The sequence below is a fragment of the Picosynechococcus sp. PCC 7117 genome (assembly GCF_001693275.1).
Lineage (GTDB): Bacteria > Cyanobacteriota > Cyanobacteriia > Cyanobacteriales > MRBY01 > MRBY01.
On the sequence record NZ_CP016477.1, the window covers coordinates 2,766,227 to 2,780,807 of the forward strand.

Sequence of the window (14,581 nt, forward strand, 5' to 3'; positions counted from 1 at the left end):
CAGAGGCGAGTCCAGTGGTTTAAAAATATTGATGTGAGGCTTTATTGGGGATTTTGATTTGTTTTTTGGAACGATTTTTTTAAGGTGAGGGAATTCGTCACAACTAATACAGAACTCATGGCCATTAAGCCTGCGGCTACAGCGGGACTGAGGGTGAAGTTAAATTGCGGCAAGAGAATCCCTGCGGCGAGGGGAATTGCGATGAGGTTATAGCCAAAGGCCCAGATTAAATTTTGGCGGATCACTTTGACGGTCGCTTGGCTCAGATGGAGGGTTTGGGCAAAATCCATCAGGCGATCGCCCATGAGGATAACGTCAGCGGTGGCGAGGGCAACGTCGGTACTCCCCTGGAGAGAAATGCCAATATCGGCGGTGGCGAGGGCTGGCGCATCGTTAATGCCATCACCGATCATCGCGACTACTTTTTGTTGAGCCTGGAGGCTGCGGAGTGCGGCGGCTTTTTCGATGGGGGAAAGGGCACCTTGATAATGATCAAGCTGGAGAGTTTGAGCAAGATTTTTGACGACGGGTGCTTGATCGCCACTGAGGAGGATTACCTCTAGATTTCTGGCGCGTAGATTTTCGATTAGAGCGGCGGCATCGGGACGAATTGGATCGGCGATCGCCACTAAACCAGCCACCTGGTGATCGATGGCAATAAAAATGGTGGTTTTGCCCGTGGCTGACCAAGTTTCGAGATGGTGATGGCAGGCTTCCGGGATTGTAATTTGGGCGGTCTCAAGCCAGGCTTGGTTGCCAATATGTACCGACTGGCCATTCACTTGACCGACAATGCCTTTTCCCAAAGCGGTTTCAACCTGATCAGGGGCAAAGAGTTCTTGGTTTTGCTGTTGGGCGATCGCCACAAAGGCTTGACCATAGGGATGGGTGCTGCGCTGTTCCAGGCTCGCGGCCCATTGCAGCAGGGAATCTTGCGACCAAGGGGCAAAGCTAACCCACTCGACAATCTGCGGTTTGCCCTGGGTGAGGGTGCCTGTTTTGTCAAAAACAACGGTGGTCAGTTGATTGAGGCGTTCGAGAATATCTCCCCCTTTGATCAAAATGCCCTGCTCAGCCCCAAGACTTGTCCCCACCAGGAGAGCCGTGGGCGTCGCTAACCCCAAGGCACAGGGACAGGCCACCACCAAAACGGCGATCGCCAATTTCAGGCTTAAGATTTCTGGGTTCGTCGCCCCTGGATCTAACCAGAGTTGGCTGCCGATCAGCTCCCAAAATAAAAAGACCAACACCGCCAAAGCCATCACCCCATAGGCAAAATATCCCGCAATGATATCCGCCATTTTTTGCACGGGCGCTTTGCGGGTCTGGGCCGCTTCTACGGTACGAATAATCTGGGCGAGCATCGTATTTTGGGCCGTTTGGGTGGCTTGCACAATGATCACCCCCAGTTGATTGAGGGTGCCGGCCTTCACCGATGCGCCGACTGTTTTTTCCTGGGGCAGCGCTTCCCCTGTCAACATCGATTCATCCACCGTGGTTTCACCGCGAATAATTGCTCCATCCACAGGAACTTTTTCGCCGGGTAAAATGCGCACCCATTCGCCAATCTGTACCTGGGCCACGGGAATTGTAATTTCTTCGGTTTCACCTTTTTGTTCTCGACCCATCAGGCGCGCCCCCTGGGGTTGCAGAGCGAGGAGGGATTCGAGGGCGGCGATCGCCTTAAGTCTGGCATTACCTTCAAGGGTGCGGCCAAGGAAGATAAAACCCAGTAACATCACGGGTTCATCAAAGAAACATTCCCAATCCAACTGGGGCATCAGCCAAGCCACACAGCTTGTCAGGTAGGCGCTCAATGTTCCGAGACCCACCAGAGTATTCATATTGGCATGGCCTTTAATCAGCCCCGTCCAACCGTCCCGCAAAATCGGCAACCCCGGAATAAATAAGGCTAAGGTGGCGATCGCCCAATGGACACCCATCAAATGAAGCAGGGGGATTTTCAGGTCCGTCAGGTGATGCAAATGGCCCAGGCTCGACGCGAGGAGCAAGACAATCGCCGCCCCCAAACGCCAATATTGTTCTCGCTGGGATTGGGTGCGTTTTTCTTGGTATTGGTTAAAGGTTTCGACTTTTGTTGCCCTGGGTTCGCTAGGAAAGCCAGCTTGGGATAGACGGTTGGCGATCGCCTCTGGTTGAATTTTTTCTGGCTCATAGGTGACCACCGCCACCTCCGTAATCAGATTCACCACCGCCGAAAGCACCCCAGACTGCTGCGTTAACTGGCGTTCTACGGCCTTGACACAACCCGCACAACGCATCCCCTGAACATCAAAGGTCGTCGTGGTTTGTGGCGCAAGGCGCGATTCGGGAGAAAGAGAACGGGAAGTCATACCAAAGGCCCCAACTGCAACAGGCTGTCCCCTGAGTATGCCAAAAATTTTTCGTCCCAGGGCTGATTATTACCGTTGTTTGCAACCTAGGGCCGCCATAATCGCTTGAAACTGTTCAAAATGGGGTTTTTGTTTGTAAAGTCTCAGGTGCGGCATTAATCTTTGTCGCTGATTCGCCGGAAAATCCGGGGCAAAATACTCCGCCAACGCACTCCCCCACAGCAGTCCCTGGAGCGCACTGGTTAGGTTTTGGGGGCGGCGGTTCAGGCTAGCACCACTAAAATCTAAAAGCACGGGCTGGCATTGAGCGTTAACAATCACATCCTGGGTCAAACGCCCCATGTCCCCGCGATCTAACCCCACCTGATCGAGGGCAAAGGCTTGGGAGAGGATATTTTCCATCACCGTCCATCTCAAGGTTTGATGTGCTTGACCTTGGTGGGTCTGCAACCAAGCCAGGAGCGATCGCCCCGCCACAAATTCCATTAAGAGGAAATCCGCTGCACCCTTGAGCAAACGGGGGCCAATGCCGATCTGATTGGCCTTGACTAAACAGTCAATTTCCGGCCACAAGCTGTCGTGGTTACTATCCAAACGGCGAATTTTCAGCGCACGGGGCTGCCCCCGCCAAAGCACCATGACCACAACCCCCACGTAACCCAACCCCAGAATCGGTAGAGTACCGAGGTTTTTCGTCCCTACCGCAACCATCGCCTCAATGCCCCACTGTTTCAAATGCGATCGCCGCCGCTCGATCTCCGGTGTTGTCGCCTGGGGATAACCCAAAATCTCCGGGGGCAGTGGCAGCAAAGAACCAGTCAAGACCATTCCAAAAAATTTCCTATAGCAGAAGGGAACCAATGTGGGAGAATATAGCCCTATCCCTTGCCCCCAGGAGTCGAGATTATGCAAGAAGCCGTGGGAGTCATCGAAACCCTAGGTTTTCCCGCCGTCCTTGCCGCCGCTGATGCCATGGTCAAAGCGGGCCGTGTCACCATTGTGTTTTTTGACAAAGCCGAAAGAGGTAATTTTATCGTTGTCATTCGGGGTCGCACCTCAGAAGTGCGCCCTGCCATGGAAGCCGGTCTAAGGGCCGCCGAGGAAACTGTCGGTGGTCAAGTGATGAGCCATTACACTGTGCCCAATCCCCCCGATAATGTTGTCGGGATTTTACCCCTGGAATATACCCAGGCCTCCCTCGAATTTCGCTCCTAGTGCAGCGAAGATCTTGGTGTTTTGCCCAGTTTAGAGAATAATATGTGCTTGGGTGAAGAACCAAATATGAATAAGTTTTACTAATCACAAAGATAAAGGAGACCCCCTATGCCCGCTCAAGCTGCGGTTGGATCACTTGAAACAAAAGGCTTTCCCGGAGTACTTGCCGCTGCCGATGCGATGGTTAAAGCCGGTCGTGTAACCCTGGTGGGTTACATTCGGGTTGGTAGTGCCCGCTTCAATATCAACATTCGTGGCGACGTTTCGGAAGTCAAAACGGCAATGGCTGCGGGTATTGAAGCCGTCGAGAAAGCCCATGGTGGCGTTTTAGAATCCTGGGTGATTATTCCCCGTCCCCATCCCAACGTCTGTGCGGTACTGCCCATCGACTACAGCGAAGATGTAGAACCCTACCGGGCCGCCGTAGAAGGAACCCGCGTTTAAATTAACCTTCTCAAAACCGCAGATTCATCACAGAAAAGCCTATTTCGATGGGCTTTTTTCGTTGTTGGGTCGGGCTACGGGTGATGTTAAATAGAACCATAGGACTGGATAAATTTGGAGGGAATCATGGCAACTCAGCTAATTGACTTGGCGCAACAAACGCGGGCGGCGGCTCAAAAACTAGGCACCTTAAGCCTGGCCCAGCGCAATGATGCTTTGGCAAAAGTGGCCCAGGCCCTCGCTGCTAATCAGGCGAAGATCGTCGCGGCAAACCAAGCGGATTGTGAAGCGGCCCAGCGGGATGGGATTGCGCCAGCCCTCTATGCCCGTCTGAAGTTGGGAGAGAGCAAATTACAAGCGGCGATCGCCGGTATCCAGGATGTGATTAATCTCCCCGATCCCGTCGGCCATCTCCAGCTACACCGAGAATTAGATCAAGATTTAGTGCTGAAGCGGGTCACTTGTCCCCTGGGGGTTTTAGGGATTATTTTTGAAGCTCGCCCGGAAGCCCTAATTCAGATCACCAGCCTCGCAATTAAATCGGGTAATGGTGTGATTCTCAAAGGGGGCAAAGAAGCGATCCAATCCTGCACTGTGTTGACAGAAATTATCCAAACCGCCCTCCAGGACACGGCTGTTTCCCCCCAGGCTGTCACCCTCCTGACCACCCGCGAAGAAATTAAAACCCTCCTGTCCCTCGATGAATATGTGGATTTGATCATCCCGCGCGGTTCCAATGCCTTTGTGCAGTATGTGCAGCAAAATACGAATATCCCCGTGCTGGGCCATGCCGACGGCATTTGTCACCTATATGTTGATGTAGCGGCAGATTTAAGCAAAACTATTCCGATTGTCGTCGATGCGAAAACCCAGTATCCGGCGGCTTGTAATGCGGTGGAAACGCTGTTAATTCACGAAAAAATTGCCCCAGAATTTTTACCCCAGATTGCTGCGGCTTTAACGGTGAAACAGGTCACTTTGCGCGGCGATGCGGCAACCCAAAAGATCATTCCTGTCCAACCTGCGACGGCAGAAGATTGGCGTACAGAATATAGTGATTTAGTGCTAGCGATTAAAGTTGTGCCCGGTGTCGAAGCGGCGATCGCCCACATCAATACCTATGGCTCCAAGCATACCGACGGGATCATCACAGAAGATGCGGCCACGGCCCAGATTTTCCTCAATGAAGTGAAAGCAGCGGGCGTTTACCATAATTGCTCGACCCGATTTGCCGATGGTTTCCGCTACGGCTTCGGTGCAGAAGTAGGCATCAGCACCCAAACCCTGCCGCCCCGTGGCCCCGTGGGTTTAGAAGGACTTGTGACCTACAAATATCATCTCGTCGGCAATGGTCAAATCGCCGCGACCTATAGTGGCCCCGATGCCAAGTCTTTTACCCACCGAGATCTCTAGCGATTATGGCGATTATGGCGATCGCCGGATAAGTGGAATTCCAATTTGCCCCTAGCTTTGGGGCATTTTTTTTGTGATCAGTGGGATTGATTGACTTTATAAGCAGCTTCTTGATTTTTTGTGAAGCATCAGTGGTCATTGTCAATTTAATAGTGATTTAAGAATATAAAATATTTCTTTAGATAGAGATCATAGCTCGTTTTGTAAAAACAACTTCATCAAAACTGATTGCAATTGTTTTTACTCTAAATTTATTTGAATTTGTTTTGTTTTTTGTTGCGGCACTGATCGTATCTTTGAATCCTTGAAATTCATGCTTTAAAATCCATATTAAATATGTAAAATACTTTCGTCGAAAATAAAGAATCGTTTGTTTAAAGCTTTTATAGAGGGTCTTTGTCGAGAATTTTAAGTAGATTTTAAAGACAAAATTCATTGTTTGAATTTGTCAAATTTGAAGTAAATAAACACATTTTTTATTGCTTAATTTTCAAAAAAAAAAAACGAATTGCAAAAGAAAATTTTAATGTATCAAATCCAAGTAAGCAATGACTTTTTAATTGATTTCAAAATCTGATTCTACGCTATTAAATTTATTGGAGGTCTGTTTAAATACATGAAAAATTATTTAAGGCTGACTTTTCTCAAACTAATAACCTTAGGATTGTGCTGTATTTCTCCTATGCAGTCTAGTCTTGCCCACAGTCCGACTAATTTGCAAAATGACCCGGCCTCTACCAAAACATCTGGGCTTGAATTTCTCGTCGGCGAGTCAGATCTAATCATTTTCGGCGAAGTTATTGACATTCAATATCGCAACTCTCAACCCACACGGGAACAACCCCAAGGATTACCCCATACTTTTGTAACTTACAAAATTCGTGAAACCTTACGGGGCAGAACGCCAGGGGAAACGATTACCTTGCGAGTGCCCGGTGGCGCCGATGGCAGTGGTGGCATCTACATGGAGACTACTGCACCGATATTTGCTCGCAACCAGGCAGATATTTTATTTCTAACCGGAGACGCCGTAACGGAATGTCCCTTGGTAAATTGCGTTGACGGTCGCTTTAGGGTTGTAGACAATCGTGTGTTTAATGGTTGGGGAATTCCCGTGGTTGAAGCGACAGAAAGACTAAGGATTGGGGGAAAACCCCGCTTTGATCTCAATGTGATCGAATTACCAAGGCCTTCTTTTGAGCTGTTATTAAAACAACCAGAAACCCAAAGAATTATTCAGCAAGAAAGCCAGAGAACGGGTCAAAGCATTGCCGAGCTACAACGACGCTACGAAACAGAAGCACCTGCGGCTTATCGGGTGGGTTATGGTTTTCAGGCGGCAGTGGCAGCTGGTGATAATTTCGATTCTCCTGAAGCAGCTCCCATAGAAACCTTTGGGCCGCCCCTCAGTTTGTCTGCGTTTTTTGAAGCTGTACGCCAGTGGAACAACCGGGTACAACCCCCCCAGTCTTCAATCCCATCGGCTGATCCGAACAAACCATTCAATGTGGCGGATCCAAGGTTAGAAGAAGTCAGAGCTGTCACAGTTCCGGATCAGATTACCGAAGAAGAAAAGAATGATGTTCAGGCCCGGGAAGGAGAAGGACAAATTCGTGATCTTTCGCCTAATTTGAGAGACCTTTCACCGCAACCCATTTCACCTGAGCTAAGACCCGACTTAAGACGGATAAACCCCTAATTCAGCCAGAATCACAACCAATTATTACAGGGGCTTTTGCTATGAAGTTCAACTTGTTTAATCCCTATCTACTTGCGGCCTCAGCCATTATCTCTGCTTGTTTTATCCTGCCAAAACCCACCCAGGCAGCTTCCTGGCTAGAGTGTAATGGTGATAGCGGTAAGAAATTACGGTGGAGTGGCAATTCGACAACAGCCCGTATCAATACCATTAGTTTTCCGCCCGGTAGTTTACTGCAATCGGTGGAGCGGGGCATTAACGCGACCAATACCAACCCCTCTCCCTTTGTGATCAACACAACAACGGAAACAGGAGGAGTTGGTAGTGGCAATGGACAAAATGAGATTTACGCGAGTAGTATTTCTCCACCTGGGGTCGCCCGGATGCGGTACCACTGCTACTGGTTATTTGGTTGGCACTATGGTTTAGATGAAGTGGATATTGTCCTTGATTCATCGGGCCGTTCTTGGACGACTTCCCAGAATAAGAGCTCTAATACGGTCTACACGGGGTCTCGTTTGCCGATTGATGCAGTAATTAACCATGAAGCGGGGCATTACCTCGGCTTGATGCACGTTAATTGGGAATACAACGTGATGGGAGATTCTTGGCGGCATCACCATACTAATGGTGCCACAGCACGTACTTATTTTGGAGAAGATGCTTCCCATGGTTCCCGTGTTCTTTACGGCAGTCAAAATTCTACGTTTAATGATGTTTCTGCATCCCACTGGCGCAGAACGGGTGCAAGTGGTGAGTATTCAAGTCATGGGCGGGTAAGGATTCGTAATGCTTCTAATACAGCCACTTTAAGTGGGATTACGATTGCGGGGGAGCCGGGCTATCGCGTCAATCGTGGCAGTACAGTTCGTCCTGAATTTACGATTGAGAATAATGGTAAGCAGACCCATAATAATGTTTCCTATGGGATCTACATTTCAACCAATGACTATATTAGTTATGGTGATACCCGCATTGGCGGTGGGTCGTTTGGGTCAATCCATCCGGCGGACGTTTATACGACGACAATTCCAGTCACGATTCCGAGTAATCTGAATCCTGGTCAAAATTACTGGCTTGGGATCATCGTGGATGAGAACAACACCATCTCTGAGGTCAGTGGTTCTAATAATCGGGCTTACATTCCAATTCGCGTAGACTAAACAAGCGTTATTGACCTTCTTCTAGGCGTCGTTCCCAATCTTTGGCGAGGTCATCACGCCCTTGCAGTTGTTGATCGAGAAGATCTTGATCAGTGCCATAGGTGATGGTTTCGCCGGTGAGAATTTTCTGGGTTGCAAATCGCTGGGCATAGGCTAGTTTTTGTTGCAGTTCAGGTTCGCCAGTGTTGAGTAGGGCCGCCCGTTCTTGCCGCTGGGCGTTGCGATTTTCGATGGCTTGGTTGCGGCGCTGGAGCCAAAAGTAGCGGCCGAGGGGAACCGCCAAAAAGGCGATCGCATAGGCGAACAAGAGGGGATAAAGGGCCTGGGCAAGACCCACCAAGCCGCCAAGTTCGGCCACCAGGGCTGAATCTTGCAATAAAACGCCTAGCATCAGGGCCAAGACTAAGTTGACACCCCCAAGGGCGATCGCCAAAAATTTCTGACCTGTAGGAGCAAGGGTAAATGTCCAGCGCTGTTCTTCTAAATAGTTGGGGACAGATTTCTGACGGCGTTCCTGGGCTTTGACCTGGAGTTCTGGGAAATAATAAACTAAGTCTCCCGTGGGGGACACTTCCGGGTAGCCATTGAACCGGGCCAAGACCGGTAACATATAACTTTCTTCCGTCTGTTCCGTGGATGATAGCTTATCGAAATAGGGGGAAAGTTGTTCGGCGATCACGGCTCCATCGTTGTTTTGGATGACTTGACCGATGGTTTGCCAGCGACGTTCCTCCAGGTTTGGATTGGGATCACCATCGCCGAATAGAAACGAAAAAACGGCTTCGAGGAAATTCATTCCCCCCTTCTCGGTGTTGCTCGTTGTGCTTTTTGAAGATGTTGCAGAACCATAGCGTCGGGGGCCGTAGTAGTTGGGACTAAAGACACGAAATGGATTAGGCCCCCACCAAACGAGCCAGGGCAGATTAAAAGAAGAACTACGACGGCGGGAAGAATTGTTATTGTCCTGACTACTAGCGGCTGTCACTAGAGCCAGAATGGCGATCGTCATCAAAAGAATCGAGAGGATCAGGGCGATGCCAAAGGAGATCCGAATCAGGAAAAAGACAACTCGCCAGGTTTTATCGAGCCATTCCTGGAGCCGAATTTTGAAATATTTATTGCGGAGGATTGTCCGAAAGTTTTTGGGAAACTCAAAGACAACATCCCCCGTTTCTGCCACCTGGAGGTGCCCACCGGCATCGGCTGCGAGATTATAAAGACCGTTTTGGGCCACATTGAGTTCTAGGCCAGCCTGGGTCGCCACTTCCCCGACAGTCGCTCGATATTGGAGGGTTTCGACGGCGCGCATTAGTTGGGGCGAGAAGGTCATGGCTCTTTGGATCGTTAGAAATAATCTGGGGGGCTTCTGTTACCAGTATAGAATTGGGTTGAAATTCTGGGGGACAGAGAAATGCTGGGAACGGGATTATTGATCACCTTGGTGGCGATCGCCCTTGGGGTGTTACTCAACCGAGCGATTCGCGCCGATCAACGCTGGTTTTTCCAATTGCGCCGTCCGGCCTGGCTCACCTTTGAAGGCATTATCCCAGTGGTGTGGACGAGTATTTTTATCTGTGGGATTATTTCCGCTAACTATGTTTGGCATGCAGATCCCCAGGAGTTTCGCACCTGGCTGTTGATGGCGGGCTATGGTCTGTTGGAGTTGGTGATCTTGGCCTATACCCCTGTGATGTGCAAAACCCGCAGCCTAACGGTGGGAACCATTATTGGGGCTGCGGGTTTCGTAGTGGGTTTATTGTTGGCGATCGCCGTTTTTCCCGTCTCGAAAACGAGTTTTTGGCTTCTGTTGCCTTTTTTGCTGTGGAGTCCAGTCGGCACCTACATCACCTGGGAAATGATTTGGCTTAATCCTGGCAAAAGTTAATCCCTAGCGTACGTACCACCAGTAAGTAGCCATGGGAATGATTGTCGCCAAGAGAAGCAACACCACAACCCAAATGGTTGAACTGGTTGTTTTTGTGTCTTCGGCCTTGGTGAAAGTGCTTTCGATGTTAATTTCGGCGATGTCTGGGGGGCCAGGATCTGCTTCCCCGTTCAAAATGGTGCCAATGCGGGCCTCAGCATCCAGGAAGGCTTGGTTATAGGAACTGCTGCGCAGGGGATAACCGATCGTTTCTCCGGTAATACTCTCGGCTGTCTCCGGTGGAATCAACTCCTGGATATTATTTCCCAGGGCGATCGCCACATTATTCGTCAGCACATCCATCGCCACCACGATTTCATCGGCCCCTGCCTCCGGTGTCGGAAACCACTTAGCAAAGACCTTGTCGGTAAATTCTTCCATGGTTTGACCATAATCAAGGCGACGAATCGCGACAAAATGCAGACCCTTGCCCGTTGTTTCAGCTAACTCGCTGAGCTCTCGATTTAAACGCCCTTCGTTGGCACGACTAATTGCTTCTGCTTGATCCACAATCCAGATCGGTTGATCCCCCGTGGCGTAGGGCACATCATAAACACCAGTGGCCTGGGCTGCCGAAACAAAACTCCCAAAGGTAAACAATACCGTTGCGAGCCACACCCCCAGTTTTTGCCACCATTGCAAGCTTTTGGGTTGAGATATCATCTTAAAAACTAGTCCAAAAATTGTGCGTATCTTTTAGGTTCTAGAATAAACCAAGGGCGATCGCCACCGAAACTAACTGACCTTTGAGCCGCGCCGATTAGCCCAGTCGCGCTTTTCCTTAAGCCCCTTAAATTTTAGGCATTGAATTCTGTCAGACACAAAAAAACCCAGTGAATTTTCACCGGGCTTTACAAACAACAAACTCAATTGACCAGATCTACTAATTTGTAATTTTTAAAGTCATATATTGTGGCGGCCGTCGAATAACCAAATAGAACATTAGATTATCCTACAGAACACCTTGTATAAAAACTTATCAACCAATCCCTAGATGGTATACATCATCGGTAAGGCAATACAGAGACCATAGGCAACCAGGGCACCACCACAGCCGCCAATCAAGAAGCCAGCCGCAAACTCGCTCCAGCCTTCCTTGGTTCCTAGATTTTCAGGAGGATTGGGCGTGGTTAGAGTTGCGGTGGGTGTGCTGACGCCGACACTTCCGTAGAGGGAAAGGGCAAGGGTCAACAGGGAAATCAAGCCAACGGTTCCTAATAGGCCAGCAACTCCAGCAAAGTCTGCATTCCGCAGCGGGCCGAGGAGAGCAAAGGGGCCATAGAGGAAATAACCATGGGCCATGCCAATTTCTAGACCACGGCGCTGTGCCGAAAGTCCTTGACGATAACCCGGTAGATTATTAATGAAAGCTTTACTAAATGCAGAAGCATTAATCGGAGTCGCGAGGTTTCCTACTTGAGGATCTCCACCATGTTGAATAATGTCCATTTAATGTTTAAGCTCCTCTCAAAACAAACTTACAATTTAAGTTCAGATAAACACTTGTTACGGATTATAAGAGATATTGCTAGATTTACTGGCTTTCTTAGTATTTGGCAACATTTAGGGCAAGTCCTGGGAATTTCGGCCATTTATGTTAAGAATCGTAATGTCTGTTCCCTCCCAAGACCTCTGGCAGTAATATCCAAGGTATTGTGAAAACCAGTTTGTTAATAGCATTTAGGAAAGATTTAATATGAACGGCGCCTACGCAGCTTCTTTTCTGCCTGTAATCCTTGTCCCCTTGGCGGGTGTTGTTTTCCCGGCTTTAGCGATGGGACTTCTGTTTAACTACATCGAATCTGACGCTTAAGTAAAAAATTCTGGGCGATCGCCTCAGGAATTTACCTCACATCTAGGATTGTTCTCGTTTCCCCATGCACCGTAACCAGAGGTTGTGTGGGGAATTGTTTTTGGGGTGTGGCACCCTGGGATCAAGGCAAGCTTGGCCCATTGCTGGCCATTGTCGTTAAGAATAGAAAATGGCTGCTGCGTGTTCCAGCACCATCATCTCCCAGGAGGAAAAGTAATGGAATTATATTTTTTTCGCCATGGCATCGCCGCTGACCGGGCTGATTATGCAGAGGATGGCGATCGCCCTTTGACGACCAAAGGCGAAACCCGAACAAAACTTGTGGCCCAACGATTACAGCAGCTTGGTCTCCACTTTGAGGGGATTTTAACCAGTCCTTTATTACGGGCCAGACAAACCGCAGAAATTTTGGCCGCCGCAGAGCTAGGCCCCCACCCCCAAGTTTTTCAAGGCCTAGCACCACGGGGTTCCCTGGGAGCATTTTTAGCCTGGCTAGAACGTTGGGAAGCTGCTCCGGATGCAAAATTAGTCCTTGTGGGCCATCAACCAGACTTGGGCGAATGGGCTGAGGCGATCGCCTTTGGTCAGACAGGCCACCACCTCAACCTCAAAAAAGCAGGCATCATTGGCCTTCGTTCCGGTGCCGCCCGGATCCAAGCCCACACCGATAATGAGCTATTTTTGTTGACCTCGCCAAAATGGCTACTGCCATAATCCCCGTGATAGGCTAAGTTAGCCACGGGCATCAAGAAATTAGCCTCAATATTATTTTTAGGATCTAATCAAGGTACACAGTATGACGACTGGTTGCGAATTTAAACCCGGCTTAGAAGGAATTCCTGCAGCCCAATCCAGCATTAGCTTCGTCGATGGAAAAAATGGCATCCTCGAATACCGGGGGATCCCGATTCAAGAATTGGCCGAAAAAAGTTCTTTCCTCGAAGTTGCCTACCTCCTGATCTGGGGTGAACTGCCGACCTACCAGGAACTTGAAGATTTTAAAAACGATATTCTCTATCACCGTCGGATCAAATACCGCATCCGGGACATGATGAAATGTTTTCCGGAAACCGGTCACCCGATGGATTCTTTGCAAACATCGGCGGCGGCCCTGGGGCTATTTTATTCCCGGCGTGCCTTGGATGATCCAGAGTACATTCGCCACGCCGTTGTTCGTCTGTTAGCTAAAATTCCCACCATGGTTGCGGCGGCCAATTCGATGCGCAAGGGAAATGATCCGGTTCAGCCCAACGATAGCCTTGACTATGCGGCGAATTTTCTCTACATGATGACCGAGCGTCGCCCCTACGATCTCCAGGCGAAGATTTTTGATATTTGCTTGATGCTCCACGCCGAACACACGATCAATGCTTCCACTTTTTCGGCGATGGTGACGGCTTCTACCTTGACGGATCCCTACGCGGTGATTGCGTCTGCCGTTGGCACCTTGGCCGGGCCGTTGCATGGAGGGGCGAACGAAGAAGTGCTTTTGATGCTCGAAGAAATTGGCTCCGTCGAAAATGTTCGTGGGTATGTCGAGACCTGTGTCGCGAATAAACAAAAGATCATGGGCTTCGGCCACCGGGTTTATAAGGTTAAAGATCCCCGGGCGGTGATCCTCCAGAGGTTAGCGGAGGAACTGTTTGAACTCGAAGGGGAAGACCCGTACTACAAGATTGCTCTGGAATTAGAAAAAATCGTTGAGGAAAAATACGGCCACAAGGGAATTTTCGCCAACGTTGATTTCTATTCGGGCTTGGTTTACCGCAAGTTAGGGATTCCGAGCGATCTATTTACGCCCCTGTTTGCGATCGCCAGGGTTGCGGGTTGGCTCGCCCACTGGAAAGAACAACTGGGTGTCAACCGGATTTTTCGACCGACCCAGGTCTATACCGGTGTGCATAATCAGACCTATATTCCAGTAGAAAAACGCGGCTAAAGGAACAGTGTTCACGATGAAATTATGCCGATGGCGCAGCTTAGGACTGGGGGTATTGCTGCTCTTTCTGTGGGGCTGCGGGGCAAATCCCCCTGGCCTGGAAACCGAAATCCTGACCCCCAGCAACCAGTGGCAAACCCTCACTACAGAACAGGTGCAGTTGGACGTTCCACCGGGCTATGTGGGCGGCAATCCAGGCTTAGATCTCCCCGCTCTGGCAGCCACCTTAGAGGCCTGGGATAAAGGCGATCGCCTTGAGTGGCTTAATCAAAATGCCGAAACCCTAGAATTGCTTGCTTTCCAAGCAGAGGGCGATCGCCTGAACAGCATCACCATCGTCCAAGAAGAACGCCCGGAAACCCTGACCTTAGAGGATTACCTCCAACAACAGGTGGCGACACTCCAGGCCGCTGGCATTACGGTGAGCCTTACCCAAACGACGGATCAAGGGCGCTTAGAATTGAACCGAGGCGACCTCACCCAGGTGAATTATGTCTATCCAGAAACGACCACCTTTTGGGTAATTACCTATAGTAGTGATAGACCCACCGCTGCCTTTACGGCTGGGGTCGAGCAAAGCCAACAAAGTTTTCAGGTGCGCCCCGAGTCATCTTAGA

Annotated in this window: 15 protein-coding genes; 10 read left to right on the forward strand and 5 right to left on the reverse strand. The window is 49.7% G+C overall.

Features of this window, described 5'->3' with window-relative positions; genetic code table 11:
• Positions 1-41: 41 nt before the first annotated feature.
• Together AWQ22_RS13180 and AWQ22_RS13185 are read right to left on the reverse strand one after the other, a co-directional pair.
• A complete protein-coding gene (locus AWQ22_RS13180) occupies positions 42-2,354 on the reverse strand; it encodes a cation-translocating P-type ATPase (protein WP_065711385.1) in 2,313 nt (770 codons plus the stop codon).
• A gap of 69 nt (positions 2,355-2,423) precedes the next feature.
• Entirely contained in the window at positions 2,424-3,176 is a 753-nt protein-coding gene (locus AWQ22_RS13185; protein ID WP_157094630.1) for a serine/threonine protein kinase, read from the reverse strand.
• 84 nt (positions 3,177-3,260) lie between these two features.
• Between AWQ22_RS13185 and AWQ22_RS13190 the strand changes: the two genes are divergently transcribed.
• From AWQ22_RS13190 to AWQ22_RS13215, 5 genes are all read left to right on the forward strand, one after another.
• Positions 3,261-3,569 carry a carbon dioxide-concentrating mechanism protein CcmK gene (locus AWQ22_RS13190; protein WP_062436057.1) on the forward strand — a complete coding sequence of 103 codons (309 nt, stop codon included), beginning with the start codon at positions 3,261-3,263 and terminating at the stop codon, positions 3,567-3,569.
• Between the two features lie 108 nt (positions 3,570-3,677).
• On the forward strand, positions 3,678-4,013 hold the full coding sequence (locus tag AWQ22_RS13195; RefSeq protein ID WP_012308208.1) for a carbon dioxide-concentrating mechanism protein CcmK: 336 nt from the start codon (positions 3,678-3,680) through the stop codon (positions 4,011-4,013).
• 126 nt (positions 4,014-4,139) lie between these two features.
• Positions 4,140-5,426, forward strand: coding sequence for a glutamate-5-semialdehyde dehydrogenase (gene proA / locus AWQ22_RS13200; protein WP_065711387.1), 1,287 nt, complete (start codon positions 4,140-4,142; stop codon positions 5,424-5,426).
• 682 nt (positions 5,427-6,108) lie between these two features.
• Positions 6,109-7,125 carry a hypothetical protein gene (locus tag AWQ22_RS13210; RefSeq protein WP_030007440.1) on the forward strand — a complete coding sequence of 339 codons (1,017 nt, stop codon included), beginning with the start codon at positions 6,109-6,111 and terminating at the stop codon, positions 7,123-7,125.
• A 41-nt stretch (positions 7,126-7,166) separates the two neighbouring features.
• On the forward strand, positions 7,167-8,288 hold the full coding sequence (locus AWQ22_RS13215) for a CARDB domain-containing protein (RefSeq protein WP_065711389.1): 1,122 nt from the start codon (positions 7,167-7,169) through the stop codon (positions 8,286-8,288).
• Between the two features lie 7 nt (positions 8,289-8,295).
• On the opposite strand, the gene AWQ22_RS13220 is transcribed toward AWQ22_RS13215, so the two are convergent.
• Positions 8,296-9,618 (reverse strand): hypothetical protein, encoded by a 1,323-nt coding sequence (locus AWQ22_RS13220; RefSeq protein WP_065711390.1) that lies wholly within the window; start codon positions 9,616-9,618, stop codon positions 8,296-8,298.
• An 81-nt stretch (positions 9,619-9,699) separates the two neighbouring features.
• Here AWQ22_RS13220 and AWQ22_RS13225 point away from each other — a divergent pair, with 81 nt between their 5' ends.
• A complete protein-coding gene (locus AWQ22_RS13225) occupies positions 9,700-10,173 on the forward strand; it encodes a TspO/MBR family protein (RefSeq protein WP_065711391.1) in 474 nt (157 codons plus the stop codon).
• 3 nt (positions 10,174-10,176) lie between these two features.
• Here the strand turns inward: AWQ22_RS13225 and psb32 are convergent, their stop codons facing one another.
• Complete coding sequence (gene psb32, locus AWQ22_RS13230) at positions 10,177-10,875, reverse strand: photosystem II repair protein Psb32 (protein ID WP_065711392.1); 699 nt, start codon at positions 10,873-10,875, stop codon at positions 10,177-10,179.
• Between the two features lie 327 nt (positions 10,876-11,202).
• Positions 11,203-11,661, reverse strand: a complete 459-nt coding sequence (locus AWQ22_RS13235; RefSeq protein WP_030007435.1) for a photosystem I reaction center subunit XI — start codon at positions 11,659-11,661, stop codon at positions 11,203-11,205.
• A 247-nt stretch (positions 11,662-11,908) separates the two neighbouring features.
• On the opposite strand from AWQ22_RS13235, the gene AWQ22_RS16415 reads away from it, so the two are divergent.
• The 4 genes from AWQ22_RS16415 (at position 11,909) to AWQ22_RS13250 (ending at position 14,580) form a co-directional block, all read left to right on the forward strand.
• A complete protein-coding gene (locus tag AWQ22_RS16415; protein ID WP_012308216.1) occupies positions 11,909-12,025 on the forward strand; it encodes a photosystem I reaction center subunit VIII in 117 nt (38 codons plus the stop codon).
• Between the two features lie 216 nt (positions 12,026-12,241).
• Positions 12,242-12,739 carry a phosphohistidine phosphatase SixA gene (gene sixA / locus AWQ22_RS13240; RefSeq protein WP_012308217.1) on the forward strand — a complete coding sequence of 166 codons (498 nt, stop codon included), beginning with the start codon at positions 12,242-12,244 and terminating at the stop codon, positions 12,737-12,739.
• Between the two features lie 82 nt (positions 12,740-12,821).
• The gene (locus AWQ22_RS13245; protein WP_065711393.1) at positions 12,822-13,964 is read left to right on the forward strand and encodes a citrate synthase; all 1,143 of its coding nucleotides are present in this window, start codon (positions 12,822-12,824) and stop codon (positions 13,962-13,964) included.
• A gap of 16 nt (positions 13,965-13,980) precedes the next feature.
• The gene (locus tag AWQ22_RS13250) at positions 13,981-14,580 is read left to right on the forward strand and encodes a hypothetical protein (protein ID WP_157094631.1); all 600 of its coding nucleotides are present in this window, start codon (positions 13,981-13,983) and stop codon (positions 14,578-14,580) included.
• The last annotated feature ends 1 nt before the right edge of the window (position 14,581 follow it).